This is a genomic window from Microbulbifer regidiadema (SeqCode), assembly GCF_052467605.1.
This window is the reverse complement of record NZ_CP174316.1, coordinates 2,867,876-2,891,956: the sequence shown is the minus strand read 5'-3', so window position 1 is coordinate 2,891,956 and position 24,081 is coordinate 2,867,876. Positions and strand designations below refer to the sequence as shown.

18 protein-coding genes are annotated in these 24,081 nt (G+C 48.1%); 9 read left to right on the top strand and 9 right to left on the bottom strand.

From position 1 onward, the window contains the following. Positions 1 to 306 precede the first annotated feature (306 nt). The 7 genes from ACJJIF_RS13240 (at position 307) to ACJJIF_RS13210 (ending at position 8,737) form a co-directional block, all read left to right on the top strand. Complete coding sequence (locus ACJJIF_RS13240; protein WP_444928821.1) at positions 307 to 1,809, top strand: hypothetical protein; 1,503 nt, start codon at positions 307 to 309, stop codon at positions 1,807 to 1,809. 222 nt (positions 1,810 to 2,031) lie between these two features. Continuing rightward, positions 2,032 to 4,200 (top strand): transporter substrate-binding domain-containing protein, encoded by a 2,169-nt coding sequence (locus ACJJIF_RS13235; RefSeq protein ID WP_444928820.1) that lies wholly within the window; start codon positions 2,032 to 2,034, stop codon positions 4,198 to 4,200. 195 nt (positions 4,201 to 4,395) lie between these two features. Beyond that, on the top strand, positions 4,396 to 5,601 hold the full coding sequence (locus tag ACJJIF_RS13230; RefSeq protein ID WP_444928819.1) for a hypothetical protein: 1,206 nt from the start codon (positions 4,396 to 4,398) through the stop codon (positions 5,599 to 5,601). Continuing rightward, positions 5,601 to 6,083 carry a hypothetical protein gene (locus ACJJIF_RS13225; protein ID WP_444928818.1) on the top strand — a complete coding sequence of 161 codons (483 nt, stop codon included), beginning with the start codon at positions 5,601 to 5,603 and terminating at the stop codon, positions 6,081 to 6,083. Before ACJJIF_RS13230 ends, ACJJIF_RS13225 begins: the two co-directional genes overlap by 1 nt. 114 nt (positions 6,084 to 6,197) lie before the next feature. Further along, on the top strand, positions 6,198 to 6,482 hold the full coding sequence (locus ACJJIF_RS13220; protein WP_444928817.1) for a hypothetical protein: 285 nt from the start codon (positions 6,198 to 6,200) through the stop codon (positions 6,480 to 6,482). A 244-nt stretch (positions 6,483 to 6,726) separates the two neighbouring features. Further along, complete coding sequence (locus ACJJIF_RS13215) at positions 6,727 to 7,608, top strand: hypothetical protein (RefSeq protein ID WP_444928816.1); 882 nt, start codon at positions 6,727 to 6,729, stop codon at positions 7,606 to 7,608. A gap of 244 nt (positions 7,609 to 7,852) precedes the next feature. Continuing rightward, positions 7,853 to 8,737 (top strand): hypothetical protein, encoded by an 885-nt coding sequence (locus ACJJIF_RS13210; protein WP_444928815.1) that lies wholly within the window; start codon positions 7,853 to 7,855, stop codon positions 8,735 to 8,737. Positions 8,738 to 9,166: 429 nt separating this feature from the next. On the opposite strand, the gene ACJJIF_RS13205 is transcribed toward ACJJIF_RS13210, so the two are convergent. The 7 genes from ACJJIF_RS13205 to ACJJIF_RS13175 form a co-directional block, all read right to left on the bottom strand. Further along, entirely contained in the window at positions 9,167 to 10,084 is a 918-nt protein-coding gene (locus ACJJIF_RS13205) for a Kelch repeat-containing protein (RefSeq protein ID WP_444932351.1), read from the bottom strand. Between the two features lie 170 nt (positions 10,085 to 10,254). After that, the gene (locus ACJJIF_RS13200) at positions 10,255 to 10,716 is read right to left on the bottom strand and encodes a GNAT family N-acetyltransferase (protein ID WP_444928814.1); all 462 of its coding nucleotides are present in this window, start codon (positions 10,714 to 10,716) and stop codon (positions 10,255 to 10,257) included. A gap of 314 nt (positions 10,717 to 11,030) precedes the next feature. Beyond that, positions 11,031 to 13,724 carry an aminopeptidase N gene (gene pepN / locus ACJJIF_RS13195; protein ID WP_444928813.1) on the bottom strand — a complete coding sequence of 898 codons (2,694 nt, stop codon included), beginning with the start codon at positions 13,722 to 13,724 and terminating at the stop codon, positions 11,031 to 11,033. A 141-nt stretch (positions 13,725 to 13,865) separates the two neighbouring features. Beyond that, complete coding sequence (aptA, locus tag ACJJIF_RS13190) at positions 13,866 to 15,206, bottom strand: omega-aminotransferase AptA (protein WP_444928812.1); 1,341 nt, start codon at positions 15,204 to 15,206, stop codon at positions 13,866 to 13,868. Between the two features lie 596 nt (positions 15,207 to 15,802). After that, positions 15,803 to 16,366: a phosphoribosyltransferase gene (locus tag ACJJIF_RS13185; RefSeq protein ID WP_444928811.1), complete on the bottom strand. Its 564-nt coding sequence runs from the start codon at positions 16,364 to 16,366 to the stop codon at positions 15,803 to 15,805. An 11-nt stretch (positions 16,367 to 16,377) separates the two neighbouring features. Beyond that, a complete protein-coding gene (locus ACJJIF_RS13180; protein WP_444928810.1) occupies positions 16,378 to 17,739 on the bottom strand; it encodes an NCS2 family permease in 1,362 nt (453 codons plus the stop codon). A 1-nt stretch (position 17,740) separates the two neighbouring features. Further along, a complete protein-coding gene (locus ACJJIF_RS13175) occupies positions 17,741 to 18,514 on the bottom strand; it encodes an outer membrane protein OmpK (protein WP_444928809.1) in 774 nt (257 codons plus the stop codon). 798 nt (positions 18,515 to 19,312) lie between these two features. On the opposite strand from ACJJIF_RS13175, the gene ACJJIF_RS13170 reads away from it, so the two are divergent. Next, a complete protein-coding gene (locus ACJJIF_RS13170) occupies positions 19,313 to 19,729 on the top strand; it encodes a VOC family protein (RefSeq protein ID WP_444928808.1) in 417 nt (138 codons plus the stop codon). 56 nt (positions 19,730 to 19,785) lie between these two features. On the opposite strand, the gene ACJJIF_RS13165 is transcribed toward ACJJIF_RS13170, so the two are convergent. Continuing rightward, positions 19,786 to 21,312, bottom strand: coding sequence for a cryptochrome/photolyase family protein (locus ACJJIF_RS13165; protein ID WP_444928807.1), 1,527 nt, complete (start codon positions 21,310 to 21,312; stop codon positions 19,786 to 19,788). A 36-nt stretch (positions 21,313 to 21,348) separates the two neighbouring features. Next, the gene (locus ACJJIF_RS13160; RefSeq protein ID WP_444928806.1) at positions 21,349 to 22,908 is read right to left on the bottom strand and encodes an ATP-binding cassette domain-containing protein; all 1,560 of its coding nucleotides are present in this window, start codon (positions 22,906 to 22,908) and stop codon (positions 21,349 to 21,351) included. A gap of 317 nt (positions 22,909 to 23,225) precedes the next feature. Here ACJJIF_RS13160 and ACJJIF_RS13155 point away from each other — a divergent pair, with 317 nt between their 5' ends. Next, positions 23,226 to 24,056: a glycine-rich domain-containing protein gene (locus ACJJIF_RS13155; protein ID WP_444928805.1), complete on the top strand. Its 831-nt coding sequence runs from the start codon at positions 23,226 to 23,228 to the stop codon at positions 24,054 to 24,056. Positions 24,057 to 24,081 lie beyond the last annotated feature (25 nt).

Below are 24,081 nucleotides of genomic sequence, written 5' to 3'. Positions count from 1 at the left end.
GAAATCATTATTATTTTTTTGACCAGGATTCCCTCCTTGGTCGACCACGTACTATAGAAGTTTGCCCTGGTTTTGTGCATAAACAGGCTCAAATTTGAGATGCTCGTCTCTCTTCTTGTCGCAAGCTACCCCGAGAAATTTCTCCCGTCAGTCATTTATTTCGTGTCTTTTTGGTCACAAAAAATTAGGCGAAAAGCTACTTTGTGATCAGTTTGCTCTTTTTTTGATCAGTAAAAGCCGCTACTGTGTCGTCTTCGCGAATCGGCTAGGGAGGGCTTGTGCAACAATGACTCGGTGGCCCGAATTATGGTTTCTCGTTCAGTTGTTCTATTAGTACTTTGTTTCGGATTTATCGCTTCTGCCTACGCCGCGCCGCGCAGCTTGGGGCAGGAGACCTGGTATGAAGTCGACAGTGATAATTTTCGTGTGATTACCGATGGCGATCCCAACGCCGTCAAAAGCCTGGTGGCAGATCTGGAGCGCTATCGCGCAGTAGCGTTGGAATTACTCGACGCAGATCCGAAGGGTGAGCGATTAACCATCTATGCCGCAGCCGACCGGGATACCTATGCGAATCTGGTGGGGGTTGAGCTGGCGGATATGACCAACGGTTTGTTCGACACCTCCGCAGAGGGCAACTACGCCCTGGTGAACTTAGATGGCCGCAGTGTTGAGAGACAGCTCAAAGCGCGCGAATTCCTGTTCCACGAATACACCCACTTCCTGAGCTATAACGGCAACACCACCCACTACCCCTATTGGTACAGTGAGGGTTTTGCCGAGTTTATGGCCACCATGTCCTTCCCGGAAAAGGGGCGTTACGAGATTGGCTCTATTCCCAGTGAGCGGGCTATGACCCTGATGTATACCGGGCTTATGCCGCTGGAAGACCTGCTGCGTGCCACGGTGTACAACACCGATGCGGAGGAAAAGGCCGATGTCTATGCCGGGGGCTGGATTTTGTCTCACTGGTTGATGATGAAAAGTGGTAAGCAGGACAATTTTGAGAATTTCGTCAAAGCCTATAACGAAGGTGCCGATCCGGTAGCCGCCCTGGAAGAGGCGCTGGGGATGTCGGTGAAAGAAATTGAGAAGGCCTATGTAGCAACTTATAAGGCGGATAGCTTCGAACATTTCAGTGGCGCTATCCCGGCGGACTTTAAAGAGGCCAGCCCTACGGTTAAGCGCCTCAGTAAAAGGGAGTCGGTGAGTATCCTGGCTGGATTTATTGCCCAGTCTGGTTACAACCTGCTGGCCCTGGACGAGCTGATTGAGTATGCATACAGCACCGGTATTTACAGTACTGAACTGGCGGCGATCAAAGCGAGCGCCGACCTGCGTCTGGGTAACTTCCCCCAGGCCAGCCACCTGCTCGCCAGTGTTCCCAGCCAGGACCGCAGACAACTCTGGTATCTGAGTGCCCACGCCTGGTTAACCGTTAATCAGCAGGCGATGGCGCCGGGCAGCCAGCGGGACTCGCACAGCTTGAAAATGGCGCAAGAGGAGTTCGACTTTTTGGTGGAGGAAGAGCCACAAAATGCATCCCACTGGTTTGGCCTGGCGATGGCGATGGAGATGCTGGATTACCCCCGAGAAAAGTACTTAGAGAAGCTCGAGCAGGCCTATAAGCGCGCTCCCCGCGAACTGCATATTGCCCAGTGGCTGGCAGAAGAGCTCTACCAAAAGAAAGATGCGGAATACTTTGCCCGGGTGGCGAAGCCACTGATGTTTGAGCTTTCCGATGAGGAGCAGAATCAACAAATAAAAATGAGGTTGGCAGAGCTGAAGGGCAAACCCAAGTCGTCATAGCAACAATAACAGTGCTCATTGAATAAAAAAGCTTGTCACTCTGTGTAAGAGACATCCAACATCCGCCAACGTATATTTGCCCGACAATTAAGTTTGTCGGGCTTTTTTATAGGGGCTCGCCATAAGTTGGTACGATTGTCTGCGATAGCAGCAATCCCCTATCATAAGGTGCGTTAGTAGTTTCTATAGCGCAACACCTCATAAAATAAGAAAGGGTGCACTGTGGGCAGAAAGCGGCTTTCCGTTATCTTTTTGGTACTTATCTCACTATTATTAGTTGCCGCTTGCGAGCGGGGTGATGCTCCTATTGACAACAGCTCAGCGGCATTAATAGAACCCAGCAAAAAAGTAGAGCTGGCAGCACAAAAAAAGACAGCGACTGAACCCTCGTTTAACAATTATGTAGAGTTGGGGGATTTAGCGGCTTTGCTGGAGCGGGGGGTATTGCGCCTGCTTGCGCCGAAGGGGCCCCTGGAGAACACCCTGCCCCGCGAGGGGCTGCCAGCGGGGGAGTGGCGCAAACTCGCGGAAGAATTTGCCCACAGCCGGGGGTTAAAGCCCCAGTGGGTCTATGTGGATAACTTTGCCGATTTGATTCCCGCGCTTATTGACGGGCGCGGAGATGTGATTGCCACTAATTTTTCACGCACGCAAGAGCGCCAGGCGCTTGTGGCCTTTACCCGTCCGCTCAAATATGTCGATGAGTTATTAATTACCCAGCGGCAAGCGGGGCAAAAAGCGCAGCCCCTACAAGTAGCCCTGCGTCGTGGCAGCGCTTTTGCAGAAACGCTGCGGCAAAGGGCCGATGCAAAAAATTATCAAGTTACCTACCTGGATGGACCGCTAGGAAGTAGCGACCTGCTTGCTGCGGTGGCTGCCGGTGAATACCCGGCAACTATTATTGATAGTAATTTGGCCGATGTACTTCTGGGGGATTTCCCACAACTGGCAATTAGTCGAGAGCTGGATTCGCGCAGGGCAATTGCCTGGGCGGTACGCAGAGAGGCTACAGCACTAAGGCGTGAACTGAATGAATTCTTTACCGCCGAGCTGGTACTGGCCAGCCAGAACCGCGAACAACCACTGCGAGATTGGCCGGAAATTCAAGAGAGTGGAACCCTGAGGGTAGTTACGCGCAATCATCCGGCCTCCTATTTTATCTGGCGCGGTGAGTTGATGGGGTTTGATTATGACCTGCTAAAAGAATTTGCCCGCGAGCATAAGTTGCGTTTAAGTATGGTCGTACCTGACAAGGATCAGGACTTGAGCGAGGCATTAAATGATGGGCTCGGGGATATGATTGCCGCATCGCTCACTATAACCGAAGCTCGTCGCCAGCAGGGGCTGGCATTTTCCCGACCTTATATAACCGTTAAGGAACAAATAGTAGCTGCTAAGCCAAGTGCATCGGCTAACGAATTACTGCCTGCGGAGATTCTGCTTTCCGGGCAAACTGTCGCGGTTAATCCGACAACCAGTTATTACGAGAGTTTGCTAAAATTAATACAGAGGCAGCGCGAACAGAATATAGTGCCACTACAGATCCACCGCCTAAAAGGTGCTACCAGCGAATCTCTTATTGATGCTGTCGCCCGTGGTCTTTTTCCCTATACCGTGGTTGATTCACACTTGGCGGCTATTGAGAGTACTTACCGGGACGACTTTACCCTAGTGGGTGAGTTATCCGGCGAGCGGGATATTGCTTGGGCTGTTCGAACTGGTCAGCCGCTATTACTGGAGCAGCTGAACAGCTTTCTGAATAAGCATAACCGGGACCTGTTTTTTAACGTTACTTACAATAAATACTTCAAGGAACATAAACGTATCCTTCGACATCAGGGGCAGCGCCTGCGCGGCACTGATGAGTTATCGCCCTTTGATCCCATTGTAAAAAAATATACAGAGGCTACAGATCGGGATTGGCGTATGGTGGTTGCGCAGATGTACCAAGAGAGTCAATTTAACCCCCGCGCACGCTCTTTTGCCGGCGCCCAGGGTCTGATGCAGGTATTGCCCCGTACAGCCAAGCAGTTGGGCGTTAACGATCTTTATACTCCAGAAAACGGTATCCGCGCAGGAGTATCCTATTTGGGGTGGCTGGATAAACGCTTCCCACAAGATATACCTCTGGAGCAGAAAATCTATTTTACCCTGGCTGCATATAATGCGGGTCACGGCCATGTTCGTGATGCCAGGACGTTGGCTCAGCAGTTGGAATTAGATCCCAATCAATGGTTTGGCCATGTGGAACAGGCAATGCTGCTGTTATCCCGGCCGGAATACTACCGCCAAAGCCGCTTTGGTTATGTACGGGGGCGGGAACCGGTTAAATATGTGCGGGAGATTAGAGATAGGTACCTGGGCTATATCTATATTAATCGAAATTTATAATAAGCCAATATTTGAGCGCAGGGTTAGGGGAAAAAGAGAAGTGCTCACAAAAGAACCTAATAGAATTTATCTGCTTATCGATTTTGTACTGACTATCAGGTTTTATGTTTTGTTGGAGGGTTGGATTGAGGATATATACAATTATAGTTTTATATGATTGTAGATGTATGTATCTATCGGTAAGTTGAGTTAAATATGTTTTCAAATGAAATATTTAAGCGTGAATTGATGGTTGCGGGTAATGCAGCAGGAAAACCGGAAACCATTACCTCTCAGGCCGAGCCTATATATCATGAGATGATAAGTAAAGCGAGAAGAGGAAATTTCTGGGCGCAAATTTCGGTAAACGGACTGCACCAGTTCGTGTCAGGGGGGGTGCACCAAAATAATATCTTTATCAAACGGAGTGCGGTGCGTAGAGATGGAGCGGAAGAGTTTTATATGATTCTGCCCGGCTGTAAGGCAACAGTAGAAAAGCTGCCATCTAATACTTTTAAAATACTTTTTCTGGAAGCGAACTTGAACTTTTATGAGTTGCAGAAGCAGGAAGATAGGTCGGGACTTTTCTTGGCTTCTTTTAAAAGTGGTAAATGGAATACAAGATTTAAAAGAAAAAAAGGTATTGAAGAAAAGACATGCAGAAAAGTCGCGATTGTCGATGGTAGTTATGCTGATGCAGATGAAGCAGCTAAGGTTATATTTAAACGTCTTGCAAAGGCTCCTTTTACTTCAGGTGCCAACCTTGAAGCAACTGGATATGATTTACATTATACCCCTAAGTTAGAGAAGCTCCCTGGGTTGAAGTCATACCGCAATGCACTAGAGGATAAGCGTATACACGAATCAGCGCTTCTGCTGGCAAAAACCATGTATGATGCCAGAGAGACTATAGCTGTATGCTGGATTTCCGAATTTGGCGGGTCTGCGGTTTTGACTCAGGCGATGAAAATCCTGGCGGACCAAGATGTTCGATTGGAAAATCATTTTGTGTATATGCACAGGCCGACTACCCCGCCCCTGGATGCGATAAAGGCGGCACATAAACTCGGACTTAATATTGATAGACATTTCTCTAAAACAGGGCTAACCGATTGGGTAGGGAATAAAACGAATTTTAGAACGATTCTTGCCAGATGGAGAAATGCAGAGGATATATATAAGGGGACTCAGGCCATAATAGATACACTTGCCCTTGTAAAGAGTGCGCAGGGCGTGGCTGTATTAAGTGTGGCTGCTGCTATCTTGGCCGGATTGTCTATCTTTTTTCCGGCCATTCCTGAGATCTTAAAATTTGTGGGGGCTTATACAGTATCTGCTGTTGTGGCATTAAAAATGGCGAATGCCCTAACCAGAGGTTTTGCTCCCAGGTTTCATAATAAACATATTCAAGGTCGCCTTTGATGCGAAATTTTCTGAAATATTCAAGGTTGAGTCTGCGCGAGGTTGAAGTCCCGGTCACGCCTGTGGGGCCTGATTTTGAGAGTGCCAGGCGTAAGAAAATAATGATTGCTGGAGCTCAATTAAGCCTCCAGTTGCCCCGCCATGACGGAGGTGGGCGCAAGTATGAAACGATAAATCCTGGAGGAGATCATGTCAAAAAAGGCTATACCGATCGTTATCTTTCTAACGGTATAAAAAACCAAGGCTGGCAGCGTTGGCCCATATTACACCGTGTCTGGGCATTTTATGGCAGTTGGTTTACGGGGTGCCTATCTAATATTCGATTTAATATTGCAGCTTATCGCTGGAAGTATCAGCCAGACAATACATCCGTTTTTCATCCCAAAATATTTGAATTGGCGGTTGTGCATTTGCTCAATTCCAATTATGGGTATAGATCATCTGAAGGATCTCCCACGCATCAGGCGCCGGTCAATTGGTAGGTTGTTAATTCTCTGCCGGTACCTGCGGCTAGATTTAGAATTGAAGCTGAGACGGGGTATAACCCAACGATAAGGCAAATATTACTGTTTCCTGTGTCTGATAGCATCTTTGTAATGCTTGAAGCAAGCTTTGGTCAGAACTGTTCTAGGCTTATCGGAAAACTTGGCAAGGAAATTAATGACAAGGAAATGCTGAGCCTTTTGGATAAGGTATTTGCAAGCGTGCAACTAGAATTTGACGATGCCGGTAAGCAGAGTTTGGCTAAATCCTTAAAAGTTAGTGGGGACACCACTTTAACTGAAGACTTTGCTCCGCTTAAATGGCCTATTTATGTCGATAAATACGGTAAGGAATCAGAGGAAATTAAAAAGAAAATTATTGAGGATGGAGGTTATTAGTTAAGTCATTATTTAGGCTGAATAGGATTTTCTTGACCTCTTGATGTGTTTGCAGTCGCTTGGGGAAGTCTGTCCGGTGGGTCGCAAGTTAAGAGGCTGCTGTTATGGGGCCTTATGCGGAATCACTGAGCGGGCTATATTTTGCTGCTGGCGGTTAAGGTTGTAATCGGTAGTCGGTGTCAAATAAGATGGCTGAATTTATGCATTTCAAGTTTTATCATAAATCAATTCAAGGTCGCCTTTGATGCGAAATTTTCTGAAATATTCAAGGTTGCGTCTGCGCGAGGTTGAAGTCCCGGTCACGCCTGTGGGGCCTGATTTTGAGAGTGCCAGGCGTAAGCAAATAATGATTGCTGGAACTCAATTAAGCCTCCAGTTGCCCCGCCATGACGGAGGTGGGCGCAAGTATGAAACGATAAATCCTGGAGGAGATCATGTCAAAAAAGGCTATACCGATCGTTATCTTTCTAGCGGTATAAAAAACCAAGGCTGGGAGCGTTGGCCCATATTAAACCGTGTCTGGGCATTTTATGGCAGTTGGTTTACGGGATGCCTATCTAATATTCGATTTAATATTGCAGCTTATCGCTGGAAGTATCAGCCAGACAATACATCCGTTTTCCATCCCAAAATATTTGAATTGACGGTTGCGCATTTACTCAATTCCGATTATGGGTATAGATCATCTGAAGGATCTCCCACGCATCAGGCGCCGGTCAATTGGCAGGTTGTTAATACTCTGCCGGTACCTGCGGCTAGATTTAGAGTTGAAGCTGAGCCGGGGTATAGCCCATCGGTAATGCAAGTATTGCTGTTTCCTGTGACTGATAACGTTATTGTCAATATTCAAGCAACCTTTGGTCAGAACTGTTCGAGGCTTATCGGCAAACTTGGCAAGGAAATTAGTGACAAGGAAATGCAGAGCCTTTTGGATAAGGTATTTGCAAGCGTGCAACTAGAATTTGACGATGCCGGTAAGCAGAGTTTGGCTAAATCCTTAAAAGTCAGTGGGAACACCACTTTAACTGAAGACTTTGCTCCGCTTAAATGGCCTATTTATGTCGATAAATACGGTAAGGAATCAGAGGAAATTAAAAAGAAAATTATTGAGGATAGAGGTTATTAGTTAAGTCATTATTTAGGCTGAATAGGGTTTTCTTGACCTCTTGATGTGTTTGCAGTCGCTTGGGGAAGTCTGCCCGGTGGGTCGCAAGTTAAGAGGCTGCTGTTATGGGGCCTTATGCCGAATCACTGAGCGGGCTATATTTTGCTGCTGGCGGTTAAGGTTGTAATCGGTAGTCGGCGTCAAATAAGGTGGCTGAATTTATGCATTCTAAGTTTTATCATAAATCAATTCAAGGTCGCCTTTGATGCGAAATTTTCTGAAATATTCAAGGTTGCGTCTGCGCGAGGTTGAAGTCCCGGTCACGCCTGTGGGGCCTGATTTTGAGAGTGCCAGGCGTAAGCAAATAATGATTGCTGGAACTCAATTAAGCCTCCAGTTGCCCCGCCATGACGGAGGTGGGCGCAAGCATGAAACGCTAAATCCTAGAGGAGATCATGTCAAAAAGGGCTATACTAATCGTTACCTTTCTAACTATATAAAAAATCAGGGCTGGCAGTGTTGGCTCATATTAGGCCGTACCTGGGCATTTTATGGCAGTTGGTTTACGGGATGCCTATCTAATATTCGATTTAATATTACAGCTTATCGCTGGAAGTATCAGCCAGACAATACATCCGTTTTTCATCCCAAAATATTTGAATTGGCGGTTGCGCACTTGCTCAATTCCAGTTATGGATATAGAGCATCTGAAGAGTCTCCCACGCATAAGGCGCCGGTCAATTGGCAGGTTGTCAATACTCTGCCGGTACCTGCGGCTAGATTTAGAGTTGAAGCTGAGCCGGGGCATAGCCCATCAGTAAGGCAAGTATTGCTGTTTCCTGTGTCTGATAACGTTATTGTCAATATTCAAGCAATCTTTAGTCAGAACTGTTCGAGGCTTATCGGCAAACTTGGTAAGGAAATTAGTGACAAGGAAATGCAGAGCCTTTTGGATAAGGTATTTGCAAGCGTGCAACTAGAATTTGACGATGCCGGTAAGCAGAGTTTGGCTAAATCCTTAAAAGTCAGTGGGGACACCACTTTATCTGAGGGCTTTGCCCCGCTTAAGTGGCCTATTTATGTCGATAAATACGGTAAGGAATCAGAGGAAATTAAAAAGAAAATTATTGAGGAGAGAGGTTGTTATTAATTAGGTGGAGTTGTTGTTCAGTGTAGGGAGCCTTGCTTAGTGTACTGCTTGATTAATTGTACAGAATAAAGGAGCTCTGGGTTCGCTTGGATTAATAGATAAGTAATTGTTTAGGCGGGGTAGGATTTTTTTGACTTATTGCTGTGTGTACAGCTGGCTCGGGAATTCTGTTCAGTGGTTTGGGAGTATTGAGGAGGTCGTAAATACTATCGCGATAGCCGTTTGGTTATATGTATGGTGGAGAGCTAGTTAAGTATATAGGCGAGATTCGGGGTGGATGCATTAGATATTTAGGCGTTGACTGCCACCAAATCCATACAGGTATTGATGGCAGTATTGCTTCCCACTTGATTAATGGGCCCTATAAGATCGTCGCTGAAATCCAGAGGCATAAAGGATTTGTTTGAGAGCACTTTTATAGCTAAAGCTTTAGCTCCAGCGCAGCTGTATTGTGGAAGCGAGAGTTTCTTGCGGTCCAACTTTAGAGGCTCCACCAATCAAGTAGAGGCTTTCTCCTAGGGCTACTGCTCCGTGGCCGTGTCGTGCCTGGGGCAAATGACCCTGGTTGTTCCAATCATCTGTGACTGGATCGTAAATCCAAATATTGTTAAATGCAGTACCAGTCTTCCAGTTGCCATTGGGGCCAAATGCCTCACCGCCGGTAACTATTAATTTATTATTTAATGGGGTTACTGTGAGTCTGGCAGCAGCCTGGGGGAGGGGGCGGATCTTTTCCCATTTGTCCAGGCTGGGGTCATAAACTTCGGCATAAGCTAGATTCCTGGCCTTGCTACCGCTGTCGCTAACCTGGCGACCACCAACAACATAAATTCTGTTATTTAAAGTTGCCCCACCTGCGGAGGTTCGCTTGATGCTGGCTGGCGCTACTTGCTCCCAATTATCCCCTCTTGTAAGCACATAATGATAATTGGTATCTCTATTTTTAGACTGTTCGTTGGGGGCCCTACCGCCAATGACATGGATGTTCTCCCCGATGTTGGTGTAAATAGATTCAGCCAAGGGCCGGGGGAGAGGGCTGGTTTCTATCCAATGCTTATATTCGCTGGAAAGTTTATAAACGGTATTTCGGGCTTGCCAAGCGCTATCAGAATCGCCAAAAAATCCACCTATGCCATATAGGCTGTTGGAGTTACTGGCCATACCGAGGTGATGTCTTACCTCAGGCAAATTAGGCCCGGGCCTCCAGTTTTGTTCCCTCAGAGAAAAGATATGTGTTTGTTTAGTTGGAGAGAGACCGAAGAAAACTGCTGTATCCGATGGGATAAATCCCCCTGCCACATAGATATCGCCAGAAAAGACTGCGGGGTATATCTCCTGCAAAGGCATTTCCAGGCTGGGAAGACTTGATATTGATAGACTGGAATTAGCCTCTTTAGCGCTTAGATTGACTCCACCGAAAGTAAGAGAAGCTAAGCTGGAATATTTAATAAAGGATCTTCTGGATAGCGCCATGGTAACAAACACTCTCACTCTGACTGATAAAGAATACCTATTTATTATAATTTTTTACCTAAAAATAGGCTAAAAGGATCATTTGTATAGTTGTTGAAAGGCTCGCAATCTTCAAATCCATAACGGCGATAGAGCGCGATAGCCGGAGCAAAAGCTTCAGTGCGGCCTGTCTCCAGCTTTATCTCTTTATATTTACGCTGCTTTGCTTCCTCTAATATTCTCTCTAGCAAGGCGCGAGCAACACCTTTGCGCAGAAAACGTGAATCAGTTTTCATGGACTTGATTTCCCCCAAACTAGAAGTGATCTCTTTTAGGGCACCGCAACCGGCCAAAACTCCATCAATTCTAGCTCCCCAAAAGGTAACCATCGGGTCATTCAGCTTATCAGGGTTGAGAGCGTGAACGCTACCGGGTGGGGAATGTCGATACATTTCCTTTAGATGAGCTTCGAGAAGCTTGTTAATGGCGCCGTCGGATAGGTTGTCTAATTGTACGGATATATACATCTTTGTTTATTGGTCTTTTTTGTTGGCTAGAGGCAGGGTGACTTAGCCAGTTTTCAGGCTTTGAAATATCACTGTAACAAGAATCTCAGAAGAGGATAAGTAGAGGTTAACGGTTGTATTAAAATGCTTTATTAGAGTGCGTTGAGAGAAAATATGCACGTTTTTGCACTATTTTATTTCGCATAATCTCCTGCCGAAAGCCCGCCAGAGAAAGCTAAGGGCTTGGTTTAGCCCTTAGCTCAATATTAATAGCTGGAGCTTCTGAAGACTAGAGATATCACGGAGTTATTCAGTGGCTCCCTGCTGTAATGAGGTTATAGTAGCCGCTTGCCGATATTGATACAGCGCTCTCCTGAGTAGCGATGATTTTTTAACGCTTTCACCAATATGGGCTTAAGTTGTTGTTTCTCCTGTAGTGACTTGGTGATTTTATCTATATTTTCCCTGGAGCACATTAATGGCAGGGCATAGGCATAAGCGCTAAGTAATTCCTGAGAATTATCTTCATTGATTTGATCCAGTGAGTCAAAAATAGGTTGGCTGTGGATATTAAACAGCTCTACTTGCTCTGCGGTGAAAAGGGACTCTGAAATTCTTCTAATTTCGCTTAACTTAAACTTATCTCGGTTAGATATAAGGTTGTCTACCCACTTGGATTTGTTTTCCTCCAGGGGGCGAATAACTTCGGCGGACAGCGCATTGAGCTTGGATCTGTCGGAGTTATCTTTTGCCAGTTCTCTAGTGATCGCCTGCTCATAATCTGAGAATAGATAGCGATTCTGCAACTTGATAAGTTTCCAGCGCATATCGGGGTCAAGTTCCAAGCCCTCTATTGCAAACTCTCCCATCAATAGCTCTCTCGCGCTCGATAGAGCCGGAGTGGAGTGGGCGATATGGGTAAAAACATCGAACCAGATTTTTTGTTGGTCACTGCCTTCAGCGGCTCTTAGTAGTTGATCCCAGCTAAAGCGCTCCACAGCCTGAGTAAGCTCATTGCGACGTTGCGTATTTAGAGGGATTTGAGTGAGAAAATCGTAAGTGAATCCAATATATCTCGCATTTAAACGAATAACATTGATGTCCTGCTCGTCGGCGCCACTATTTACAATAAAGCTAATATACTCATCCAGAGGCAGCTTTGCGTCATAAGTGCTGTCGAATAGGCTTTGCCAGAACATTAGTCGTGCAAACGGTTCTTCAATATCATTGAGATGCTGAACCATATTCTTGATGGTAACTTTATCCAGATTTACCTTCACATAGGCCCAGTCTTCTTCATTGGGGTAGAGCCCCTGTGGACAGGGCAGTCCCTCGGCCTCTTGTACCTCGGTTCTGGCACCGCTATACAGCACTGGCAGAGTTGCAACCCGTTTCATGGTTCCAGCTACCATTTGGTAAAAGCCCAGTTGTGTGCGCTGTTCCCTTAATATCGGGTATTCTTCCGGTGCTGTTTGCTGAATTACTAAATGGCTGATTTGATTATTGTCACACTGGAAGCTGGCTTCAATTGTGTTGAGGCCGGCCTGGTAAAGCCACTGTTGTTGCCAGCTGTGGAGATCTTTGCCGGCAGCTTTGCCCAGGTGCTTGATAAAGTCACTGAGTGTTGAGTTATCGTAGGATAAGGCTTTTAAATAATTGCTGACGCCTTGGCGAAACTCCTCTTTCCCCAAGTAGTAGGGCAATTGCTTGAGTACCGAGCCGCCTTTGCCATAGGTGATGCCATCAAAATTACTAAAGGCTTCATCGGTATTGCTGACGGGTAATTGGATGGCATGGGTGGTTGGGCGTTGATCGGAATGATAGGCCCATTGTTTCGCTCCCAGGTAATAGTTCTCCCAGGCATTGTCGAATTCACTGTTTTCTGCCAGGGCGAGGTTGGCCATGTAGGTGGCAAAGCTCTCGTTGAGCCAAAGATCATCCCACCAATTCATCGTTACCAGATTGCCAAACCACTGATGGGCCAGTTCGTGAGCGATGACATTGGCCAAATGCATACGTTGTGCCTGGGTCTTGCCTCCGCGTGAGACGTAACTATCGTTGAAGGTAACGGCCCCTACATTCTCCATAGCGCCGGCATTAAAATCGGGCACTAAAATTTGATCGTATTTTTCGAAGGGGTAGTCAATTTCAAAGTAAGGTTGGAAAAACTCAAAAGACTGTTTGGTAAATGTAAACCAGTCTTCAGTTTTTACATATTTTGACAGGCTCTGTCGCGCGAGCAAGCGCAGGGGGATTCCATTGGCTTCATCCTCCCAGGTATGGTAGGGGCCTGCATGTAAAGAGAAAATATAGGAAGAAAATTTCTTTGTCTGGGGGAAAAACCAGTGGTTTTTTTGCCCTTTTTTTTCTATTCGCTGCTCTCTCCGCGCGCTAACGACAAGCCAGTGATCGGGTGCGGTTACATCGAGAGTATATCGCGCCTTTAAGTTGGGTTGATCGAAGTGGGGAAAGAGGCGATTGGCATCGTAGGGTTCAAAGTCGGTATACATATAGACTTTGCCATCGATAGGATCTTTGAAGCGGTGTAGGCCCGAGCCATTATTGGAGTAGGGGTGTTGGTAATTGACGGTGATACGGTGCGTTTTCTCGGCCAGGTATTTATGATCAATTGTAATAAAGTAACCATTATATCCGAAGGGAATCGATTTTCCGTCGACTTGTATTGAGTTAACGGCACCATTGGAAAAGTCGATGGTGAGCGGTTGTTTTAGTGGATGGTTAAACCTTATATCGCTGTGTACAGTTCCAGAGAAGTTGTTGCCCTCGTTATCGAGATTGACACTCAGTTGGTAATCGACTTGCGCGATTTGCTGGTGGCGGAGTCGGGCATAGGCCTCTGACAGCCCGGGCCCGTCTACTCTGACTATAGGAGTGTCTGTTTGGGCGGGTGTTGTTTGTTCTTGAGTCTCAGAAGGCCGTCCGCAGGAGGCCAGTAAGACACTGCATAAAATAGATATAGCGAGCTTATATTTTAGTAAAACTCTGCTAAAGATCGTAAGATTATTCATAGCATTATTTTTATAGGAAGTTTTGGGGGTATTGTTTTTCAGGCGCTATATAACCTTAATGGCATATAGGAGATGATACAAATGTTGTTTTAGCTTGAAGTAGCCTATTAATGGGTAAAAAAGTAGGGATAACAATTAAAACTATTGGCCATTTGCTACTTCCAAAACAGATTCGGCTAATGCGTTGATTACTCCGTCAATTTCCTCGGCCTGAGTAATAAAAGGTACTCCCAGTTGCAGTGTGTCACCCCCGTAGCGGATATAGAAGCCTTTGTGCCACATTTTCATGGCGATTAGATAGGGCCTAAGTAGAGGCTCAGCTGGAGCGGATTCGATGGTCAATCCCGCAGCCAGTCCACAGTTGCGAATATCATCAATAAACGGCAGCCCTTTGAGCTGGTGGATATACTCCTCCAGGGTAGAGGCAAGTTCTGCGGAGCGCTTAAATAGCTCCTCTTTCGCGAGAATATCCAGGGTTGCCAGAGCCGCAGCGCAGGCCAGTGGGTGCCCGGAGTAGGTATAGCCGTGGGGCAGCTCCAGCTGGTAATCGGGCCCACCGGTCTGCATAAATAGTTCGTAGATATCCTGACGCGCCGCCACAGCCCCCATCGGGACTGCGCCATTGGTGAGCTGTTTGGCAGTATTGAGGATATCTGGGGTTACTCCAAAGAACTCTGCCCCAGTAGCTTTGCCCATTCGCCCAAACGCGGTTATTACCTCATCGAAAATCAGCAATATTTTATATTGGGTACAAATTTCGCGCAGGCGATCTAGATAGCCCTTCGGTGGTGGCAGCACGCCGGCGGAGCCTGCTACCGGTTCGATAATCAGAGCGGCGATAGTTTCTGCGCCGTGTAACTTGATCAGCTGCAATAGTTCGTCGGCTAAAGCTTTCCCTTGTTCAGGCTGCCCCCTGCTGAAACGATTCTCGGGAATCAGGGTGTGGGATAGGTGATCGGAATCGATAGCGGGGCCGAACATCATTTGATTTGCGCTAATCCCCCCTACACCAATACCGCCAAAGTTCACGCCGTGATAGCCCTTGGCACGACCAATAAATTTGGTCTTTCCCGGTAGCCCCATTTTCAGCCAGTAGGCCCGGGCGATTTTCAGGGCGGTTTCGGCGGATTCTGACCCGGAGCCGGTGAAGAAAATACGGTTGAGTCCCTCGGGCATAAGCTGGCTGATTCGTTCGGCCAACGCAAAAGCCTTGCTGTGACCAAATTGAAAGGCGGGAGCGTAATCCAGGGTGTTGGCCTGTTGTGAGATGGCGTCGATTATTTCCCGGCGATTGTGCCCAGCACCGCAGGTCCATAAGCCGGAGAGACCGTCGAATATCTGGCGACCATCGGCACTCCGGTAATAGCAGCCGCTGGCGGTGCTGATTATGCGGGGGTCTCGTTTGAATTGGCGGTTGCCGGTAAAGGGCATCCAATAGGCATTGAGCTGTGCTTGCGAGAGCCCGGCTGATTTGTCGTTCATTTTTATTTTCCGACACTTGGCCTTATCGTATTAAGGAGCCATTGAGTCATTCCGTAATACCTCTGCGGGCCTTGCAGATTATAGATGTTAGGCACAGAACGCCGCGCATGACCTGCAGTCCCCGGATGCGGTAGCCGTGACCTTCAAGGCCCGCGCTACGGGGCTTACAGAGCGATTCACGCACCGCGTTGTGACTTTTGCAAAGGTCCAGACATTCCTACAAAACCGCGCTCTGATTGTGAGTCGCTCTGCAAACCAGAGGTATTGCGGAATTGTTTAGAGCTCCCTTAATTCTGGATCAAATCCCCCCGCTTTATAACTTATATTTTGAGCCACACTCACTTTATTTTATCGACGGGATTGATTAAGCGGAGGCTTTGGATAGCGCCGTTATATCGCTGCGTATAACTATAACTTTATAAGATTGGCGGATATGAACCCGGCTCTGGATTGGCTCGCGCGGTTGCGCCTTGACTGTAAACTCCTCTGGGAGCTGTTATAGGCACGATAGCCATATACCAAGTGGAAGGGGGGGCAGATAGGGAGCAGGGGGAGAGAAAAGAACCGGGGGCACAGGCCCCCGGTAGTGTCACCGATTAAACAGCGGTGGCGATTTTGTCTACGTAAGGGGCGAGTTCTGGTTTGTTTTCCAGAATCTCCTCACGGGACAGACCGTCGATCTCGTGGGGGAATACCAGCCACTCTTCGGTCTTGTGGATAAAGTAATCCGGCTCGCGCTTGGCCTTGTTATTCTTCGGCTTGTAGTAAGGCGTCGCGATACGAATCTCCGGCGTGTTCTTTTTACAGGCAGCGCGCAGGTCTTCGATAGTTTGCTCAATACTCAGGCCGGAGTCGTGCACATCATCTACGATCAGCAGGGAATCGTGGGATTCCAGGCGCTTGATCAGGTAGTTCAGGCCGTGGACACGCACTTTCTTGTCGCGCTCACCGATACCGAGATAGGAGGAGGTGCGGATCGCGATATGATCTGCATCCACTCCCATTACATGCAGCAGCTCTTGTACGGCGATACCTACAGGGGCACCACCGCGCCAAACGCCGACGATATAGTTGGGGCGAAAGCCGTCACTATAGATTTGTTCGGCGAGAGCGTAAGAGTCTACTAGGAGCTGCTGTGCGCTAATAAAGTGCTTTTTCATCAATGTACCCCTCAGAAAAAGGCAAACTTGGCAACAAAGAGTGCCGCTAACACGTACACACTGATGCTGACGTCTTTGCTACGTCCGCTCAGTGTCTTAATAACTGCGTAGGAAATAAAGCCCAGGGCGATTCCGTGCGCGATAGAGAACGACAGAGGCATCATCACTGCGGCAATCACTGCCGGTGCGGCCTCGGTAATGTCATCCCAGTCAATAGATGACATACCTGAAGTCATCAGGACGCCAACATACAGCAGAGCGCCGGCAGTTGCATAGGCCGGAATCATACCGATTAGCGGAGAGAAGAAGGTCGCCAACAGGAATAGACCGGCGCAGACTACGGCGGTCAGCCCCGTGCGGCCACCGGCGGTAATGCCCGCCGTGCTCTCTACATAACAGGTGGTGGTGGAGGAGCCCAGTACAGAGCCGACCACAGAGGCGGAGCTGTCGGCCATCAGGGCCTTGCCCATACCGGGCAACTTGCCATTTTCATCCAGCAGCTTGGCGCGGTCGGAGACACTCAACAGGGTGCCGGCGGTGTCGAACAGATCCACAAACAGGAAGGCAAAGATCACGCTGATCATGCCCACTTCGAAGGCGCCGGCGATATCCAGCTCAAGGTAAGTGGGAGCCAGGCTGGGGGGCGCAGAGATCAGGCCGGTGAACTCTACCTTGCCAATTGCCAGGGCGATAACCGTTACCGCGAGGATACCGATCATCACCGAGCCCAGCATCTGGCGATAGGACAGGGCCACGATAATAAAGAAGCCCAGTGCCGCCAGAATCGCCTCAATAGACTTGAGGTCGCCCAGGGTAACCAGGGTAGCCGGGCTGGCTACCACGATACCGGCACTCTTCAGGGCGATGATCGCCAGGAACAGGCCGATACCCGCAGCCAGGGATTGCCGCAGAGAGAGTGGGATACTGTCGATAATCCACTCTCGCAACTTGAAGATACTGAGTAGTAAGAAGATGATCCCTGATATAAACACGGCGCCCAGCGCCACCTGCCAGCTGTAGCCCATTTCACCGACGACAACGTAGGCAAAGAAGGCGTTGAGGCCCATACCCGGTGCCAGTGCGATGGGGTAGTTGGCGTAGAGCCCCATAATCAGACAGCCAATAGCGGCGGCAAGACAGGTCGCCATAAATACGGCGCCCTTATCCATACCCGCTGCGGCCAGGATGTTGGGGTTCACAAAGATGATGTAGGCCATCGTCAGGAAGGTGGTCACACCAGCAATGACTTCCCGGCGAACATTGGTCTGGCGCTCGGAGAGCTTAAACAACTTCTCCAGAAAAGAGGCCTGGCCTCCAGCCTGGGGGATGTCGGACCCTGGGGTCGCCGATGTTTGAATATCAGTGGGTTTCATATCAGAAGTGGTACTTTACTAGCAGGTTAACGTTGCGCTCGTCGAAATCGACACCGACAATTCCGAACTTGTCGTTCCAGTGTACGTACTCAATACCCGCGTACAGGGTCTTGGGTTCACCCCAAGAGGCGCCGGCATCCCATTTCAGCTGGGAGGTAAAGTTGGTGCTTGGATTGGCATCTTCAGAAGCGCTGGTCCAATCGATAAAGCCGTCGTAGACAAAGCTGGCATCACCCAGGGTAAAAGGCATGGCCCAAACCAGGGTCAGCTGCTCGTTGCTGGCCTTGTCATCGTTATCGCGGTGGTAAACATTCGCCTGTACAAAGGAGAAGCCGGGAACGGCGAGATCGAAGCCCACACCGGTCAGGTAATTGGTAAAGTGCGGGCCGGTGGCCGTTAAGTGATCCGGATCATCCATATTGCCCAGCTCAACCGTTGTGGCAATCAGCACATCGGTAACCGGTCCGAAAGCCAGCTCACTGCCGCTGAGCTTGCCTAAGCTCAGGCGGGGAGAAATCTCACTATACAGTTCATCGGAACCATCTTCCGAGTCCAGGTAGTCGGTAAAAATAAACAGATCGCCCCAGCTGTGGCCGCTGGCGTGTTCGAAAGTGACTACGGATCTCTCAGAATCATCCGTGTTGAGGCTGTAGTTAACCTCGTAATCGCGCCCGTAAAGTAGGCTCAGGCTGTTGTCACTCCAGGTCATCTCAGCTTGGGCAGCTGCGGACAACAGGCTAGAGGCCAGCAGTAGCAGGGGCTTGGTTGGTTTCATTCTATTACCTCTGTTACAGCGACAGGCGAAATTCGCACTGGCGGCCGATGAGAAAATCGGCAGTTGGTTAAAAAATAGTCGCGGAATGTACCAGAACTTGTCCCCTGTTTTCCAGTGTTTTTTCTCGGGATTTACCCTTTTTTCCGGGCTTTTTAAGTAACTCTGCACCAAAAAATCCCCTGGAGAAAAAATGGAATACTCATTTGTTGGGCGGTGCTGGCGGGCTGTAGCAAAAAAGTGCTGTCTGCTCAGTTTTAGCGCCGAGTATCGCCAATTTGCGGGAGCAATCTGCGAGAATTGTCCATAGGGTCAGCTTTTGCCCCGCGAAGGTGCCCGCCGGGGAGGGATGGGTGGTTTTGGTGCTTTTGCCGTTGTCCGCCAGCTATCGATCCCGGGCCGGTAGCGCTAGTTGTTCCCCACTAACGACCCAAAGGGGCTGAGTGATAGTAGTACATATAGTGCCCTATAAATGGGATGAAAATTTTAAATATCGGTATAATGGGCTGATTGAAGTGCTCCTTTTGGGAGCATTTCAGGCTCGGGGTTCAAAAGCGGCCCTCTTTTACTCCCTCCTTTATATGGATGGGGAGTGGCCTGTGGGCAAAGGGGGGGCGGAGCGCTTTTAGGCGCAGTGCGGCCTTCTATTAGCTGAGGCCCCGAATTGTAATCATTATTAGGATTGTTCCGCCGGGGGCTCCCCGTTCATAAGCCATAAGAATGAGAGCCAGTACTAGCTGGCCGGCATTTACCCTGACTTATGGGTCGATGAAAGGGCAATCAGTAGATATGGGAGACAGTATGAAATCGAATTGTTTGCACCTTGCGATTCCGGCAGGGGATCTGGAAACCGCCAAGAAATTTTACTGCGATGTTCTCGGCTGTAAGACTGGTAACAGTGAGGAAGGACGCTGGGTAGATATCGATTTTTGGGGTAATGAGCTAACTCTACACCAGAGCGAAGAAAAGCTTCCCAATGTTCGCCATAAAGTGGATATGGGCGAGGTCGCTGTCCCCCACTTTGGTATCCACCTGCCGGAAGATGAGTTTCAGGCTCTGAAAGGTCGCATCGAAGCTGCCGAGCTGGAATATCTGGATAAGCCCTATCGCCGCTTTGTCGGTAATGAATATGAGCAGGAAACGTTCTTTATCGAAGATCCAAACGGCAACGTTCTGGAAATGAAAACGATGGTTAATCCTGAGCTGATGTTCAAGTAATAACCTGGGCCCCGCAGATTGCTGAGTCTGCGGGGCTAAAGCCCCGCTTAAATAAGCTATGATCTCTTTGTTATAAATAGCTTTGCCCGCTGTTGTATTGCCGCCACTTCATGCCTTTCCAGCTTATCCAGAAGGCTGAACATCATCGCCATTCTAGGGTTGCCCTCTAGCATTTTTCTTTTGTCGATAAGAAAGTTCCAATAGAGGCTGTTAAATGGGCAAGCTTTATCCCCTGTGCGCTGTTTGACGTTATAAATACAGTCGCGGCAATAGCTGCTCATTTTATTGATATAGGAGCCACTACAGATATAGGGTTTGCTTGCCACTAGCCCGCCGTCGGCAAATTGACTCATGCCCCGGGTATTGGGCAGTTCGACCCACTGAATGGCGTCGATATAAATACCGAGATACCAGCTGTCCACCTGGTCCGGGTCGGTTTGTGTCAACAGGGCAAAGTTGCCAGTAATCATAAGCCTTTGGATATGGTGAGCATAGGCATTGTCGAGACTGTTTTTGATGGTGTGGTGAAGGCAGTTCATGGAGGTTTTAGCATTCCAGAAGAAGCCGGGTAGCGGGTTGTTATTTTTCAGTTTGTTCTCGCGCTCATAGCCCGGCATCGACATCCAATAGACACCGCGCATGTACTCCCGCCAGCCCAATATTTGCCGGACAAACCCCTCGATCTGGTTGAGGGTTATGGCGGCTTTATTCTCTTGCCAATGCTTGAGCGCTGTATCGATCACCTCTTTTGGACTTATGAGTTTGCTGTTAAGTGAAAAGCTTATGCGGCTGTGATACAGAAAAATTTCATCGGAGTCCATGGCATCTTGGAAGTCACCAAAGTGTATCAATAGATGTTTGCAAAAGTGGCGCAGTACTCTGAGTGATTCCCCTCTGCTCGTTGGCCAGGTAAAACGTTCTGTATCGATGTTGCCGATAGTTTTTACTCCCGCTTTTTTTATTCTGGATAAAGTGGAGGTAACGTTATTTTGTATCTGATATTGCCTGGGCTTGCCCGAGCGTTGATGCCATTTGTTGCGATTGCTCTGGTCGAAGTTCCACTTGCCCCCCTCAGGTTTACCTTTATTCATCAAGATATTGTGCTTTTTGCGCATATGGTGATAGAAGCTCTCCATAAGTAGCGTCTTTTTTCCTTGAAAAAAATCACGCAGCTCTTCCCGGTCGGTTAAGAAGTGTTCGGTGTCGTAAGCCTGGGATTCTATCGCGAGTTTTTTCTGCAATTGCTGTAGCTGTTGATCTAATCGATACTCATCGGGCAGTTGATATTCAAATTTGTCGATTTTATATTTGCTGATAATCGCTTGGATATTTTGGCTGAGATCTTGTGTGTTGTTTTTATCATTTAGTCGATAGTAAATAACTTTAATTCCTTTGCTTTGCAGCCATTTAGCGAAATTTTGCATAGCTTCAAAAAAAGCAACGATCTTTTGGATATGGTGAACCGTGTAATCGGTCTCCTGGCGCATTTCAGCGATAAAGTAGATGGTATTTTCCTGGCTTCGGCGAAACCAGGAGTGCTTCTGATTCAGTTGGTCTCCCAATAGCAAGCGTAGTGTTTTCATCTCACACTTCCTGTATTGAACCCATTTTAGGTTGAGCTATAGATAGATCTTTCTGTCTATACCCACCTGTTCGACAAAGGTGGAATCGTGGGATACCAACAGGAAGGTGCCGGGATAATCTATCAGCGCAGCTTCCAGCGCTATACGAGACTCCAAATCTAAGTGGTTGTCTGGCTCGTCCAGTAGTAGCAGGTCCGCTGCTCTGGTGCCACGGGTAGCGGCGAGTAAAGCGACTTTTAGTCGCTCTCCGCCACTTAAGGTCTTTATCGGCTGAAGTGCGCTGTCACCTCGAAGCTTGAGCGTTGCCAGGGCTGTGCGCCAGTGCTTGGTTTCTTTATCTGGATGCAGGAGAGACAAATTTTCCAGGGCGGATAGTTTTTCGTCAAATTGACTTAGGTGTTGATCTAAGTAAAAACAGCTGCCGGAAGTTCTACATAAGCCGCCGGCAGGTTTCAGCTGACCGGCAATAATTTTTAACAATGTGGACTTTCCGCTACCGTTTGCCCCACAAATTTGCCAGCGCTGGCCACTGTACATGGTTAATGAGATAGGCCCAGTTTGATGGCCGTAGGGTAGTCTCAGCGCTTCCAAATGCAGGCGAATGCCGCCAGTGAGCCCCGCTTTATTGAGGTGTATGCTCAAGGGTTTGTGCTCTTTATAATCTTTTTGGGCGTTACGTAGCGTCTGTTTGAGCTTGTTGTGCTGTCGATCCAGGTTTCTGGTCAATTTCCCCAAGCTTTGTCCTGCGCGATCTTTCTTGGCGTCCAGTAGCACCTTGCATTGAGAACCCTGTAATTTTTTACCCTGATTTCTGCGGTTGGCAGATTTTTCCTCAGCGTTTTGTTTCAGCTTGTTTAGCGCGTTTATTCTTTTTTTGGTACTGTCGATTTCTTTTTCTATTGATTGGTTCTGTCTGTTTTTTAACGTGTGATAGTGCGCGTAATTGCCGCCATAGGCTTGGATTTTGCCTCGCTTTAATTCCAGTATGGTATCTACCCGTTGCAGCACATCACGATCGTGGCTGACTATCAGGGCCCCCGCGCGATGATCGAGAATTTTGCGGTGCAGCCAGTCCCTGCTGCTTGAATCTAGGTGGTTGCTGGGTTCATCTAGCAATAAATAGTGATCTTTGCGAGAGAAGGCATTGATTAAGGTTAGGCGCTTTCTCTCCCCACCGCTAAGGTCTGCGATCGGTGTATCTAGCGCGAGGTTTATGCCGGCACTGAGCAAATGTTGCTGCCATACTGTAGGTAGCGTCCATGCATCTGCGACTCGTGTTAGATCTTCCTCGCAATAAATGCCGGACTGTATACGGGCAAAACTGTCGTACAGGCCCATAGGGTCGAATATATCCACAATTCTCTGCCCGCAAAGGCGCTCTGCCTGGTCGACAGCAAAGTGATCGCGGTGCCAGGTAATATTTCCCCGCTCGGGCTTTATCTGTCCTGTGAGGAGTTGCAAAAGTGTGGATTTTCCACAGCCGTTATCTCCCACCAGGCCGACAAGCCCCGCAGGTAACTCAAGGTTGAGCCGGGTAAATAGCGATTTACCCGATACATTAAAATAGAGGTTTTTTATAGAGCAAATGTTCTGCATATCACCCTCCGCTAGTCGGAATGGGTGGCGCAGCACCATTATTTAGGAATAAGTTTGCAGGAAATGGAGTACGCCACTTGCACAGGAATTGATGGCCTCAGGTAAAGCCGGTTTATATCCAGTGTGTGCAAGTCCTAATTCATTGGCGTAGGTGACTCCGAAAAGAAAGGTTCGAGGTGCTTTAGCTTAGTTAATATGCAGTGAGACTTCAACCCCAAGCGCCCAATTGGTACGCTCACCGCTAAAAAAGGCACTGGCGCAATCGTTTGATTCCTATTACATTGCGACGCGATGATTTTAATTAATAATGGAATATTATGACATTTGAAGTATTTGTCGCAGCAGGTCTGGCCGTTGGTCTGTTAGTTCTTAGTATAGTGATTTTTTTCTTTTATCGACGGTCAGTGCGGAATCGCCTGGCATCGACACAAGTTCGTTTTGTAAAAGAATATCAATTTCACCCATCGATTAAACGGCGGGTGAAGAAACAGTATCCCCATCTCAATGCACAACAACTGAATACGGTGATTGATGGTTTAAGGGACTATTTTCTTATTTGCCAGACGGCGGGCAAAAAAATGGTGGCCATGCCATCTCAAGTTGTCGATGCTGCCTGGCATGAGTTTATATTGAGCACGCGCCTATATGACGATTTCTGCCAAAAGTCTTTCGGCCGCTTTCTACATCACACGCCCAATGAGGTGATGCCCAGTAAGAACTCACCGAGTGAAGGTATCAAAAGGGCGTGGCGCATTGCCTGTGCGCATAGCAAAATTGATCCATCCAGACCAGACTCGTTACCGCTTATTTTTTCGATTGATAAAAAGCTGAAAATTAAGGATGGTTTTCATTATTCATTGAACTGCCGCTCCAAGAAAAATTCCGGCAAAGATTACTGTGCCAGCCATATGGGCTGTGCATCGGATTGTGCCGGAGATATGGACTCTGATGGATTGTGGCGTAGTGATTATTCTGCGGATTCCGACGGCAGTTCTTACAACAGTTCCAGCAGTGATACTAGTAGCAGTTCCAGTAGTGATAGTTCCAGCAGTAGTTCTTACAGTAGTTCCAGCAGTGGCTCTGGTAGCAGTTGTAGCAGCGGCTCTGGTAGCAGCTGTGGCAGTAGCTGTGGTGGAGGCGGAGATTAGAGGCAGCCGTAGCTGTCCTCTCTCC

Bases quoted from the DNA above. Each gene is read 5' to 3' on its own strand.
- ACJJIF_RS13240 (WP_444928821.1), top strand. From the start codon at position 307: ATGGTTTCTCGTTCAGTTGTTCTATTAGTACTTTGTTTCGGATTTATC.
- ACJJIF_RS13230 (WP_444928819.1), top strand. From the start codon at position 4,396: ATGTTTTCAAATGAAATATTTAAGCGTGAATTGATGGTTGCGGGTAAT.
- ACJJIF_RS13225 (WP_444928818.1), top strand. From the start codon at position 5,601: ATGCGAAATTTTCTGAAATATTCAAGGTTGAGTCTGCGCGAGGTTGAA.
- ACJJIF_RS13220 (WP_444928817.1), top strand. From the start codon at position 6,198: ATGCTTGAAGCAAGCTTTGGTCAGAACTGTTCTAGGCTTATCGGAAAA.
- ACJJIF_RS13215 (WP_444928816.1), top strand. From the start codon at position 6,727: ATGCGAAATTTTCTGAAATATTCAAGGTTGCGTCTGCGCGAGGTTGAA.
- ACJJIF_RS13210 (WP_444928815.1), top strand. From the start codon at position 7,853: ATGCGAAATTTTCTGAAATATTCAAGGTTGCGTCTGCGCGAGGTTGAA.
- ACJJIF_RS13205 (WP_444932351.1), bottom strand. From the start codon at position 10,084: ATGCCTTTGCAGGAGATATACCCCGCAGTCTTTTCTGGCGATATCTAT.
- ACJJIF_RS13200 (WP_444928814.1), bottom strand. From the start codon at position 10,716: ATGTATATATCCGTACAATTAGACAACCTATCCGACGGCGCCATTAAC.
- pepN (WP_444928813.1), bottom strand. From the start codon at position 13,724: ATGAATAATCTTACGATCTTTAGCAGAGTTTTACTAAAATATAAGCTC.
- aptA (WP_444928812.1), bottom strand. From the start codon at position 15,206: ATGAACGACAAATCAGCCGGGCTCTCGCAAGCACAGCTCAATGCCTAT.
- ACJJIF_RS13185 (WP_444928811.1), bottom strand. From the start codon at position 16,366: ATGAAAAAGCACTTTATTAGCGCACAGCAGCTCCTAGTAGACTCTTAC.
- ACJJIF_RS13180 (WP_444928810.1), bottom strand. From the start codon at position 17,739: ATGAAACCCACTGATATTCAAACATCGGCGACCCCAGGGTCCGACATC.
- ACJJIF_RS13175 (WP_444928809.1), bottom strand. From the start codon at position 18,514: ATGAAACCAACCAAGCCCCTGCTACTGCTGGCCTCTAGCCTGTTGTCC.
- ACJJIF_RS13170 (WP_444928808.1), top strand. From the start codon at position 19,313: ATGAAATCGAATTGTTTGCACCTTGCGATTCCGGCAGGGGATCTGGAA.
- ACJJIF_RS13165 (WP_444928807.1), bottom strand. From the start codon at position 21,312: ATGAAAACACTACGCTTGCTATTGGGAGACCAACTGAATCAGAAGCAC.
- ACJJIF_RS13160 (WP_444928806.1), bottom strand. From the start codon at position 22,908: ATGCAGAACATTTGCTCTATAAAAAACCTCTATTTTAATGTATCGGGT.
- ACJJIF_RS13155 (WP_444928805.1), top strand. From the start codon at position 23,226: ATGACATTTGAAGTATTTGTCGCAGCAGGTCTGGCCGTTGGTCTGTTA.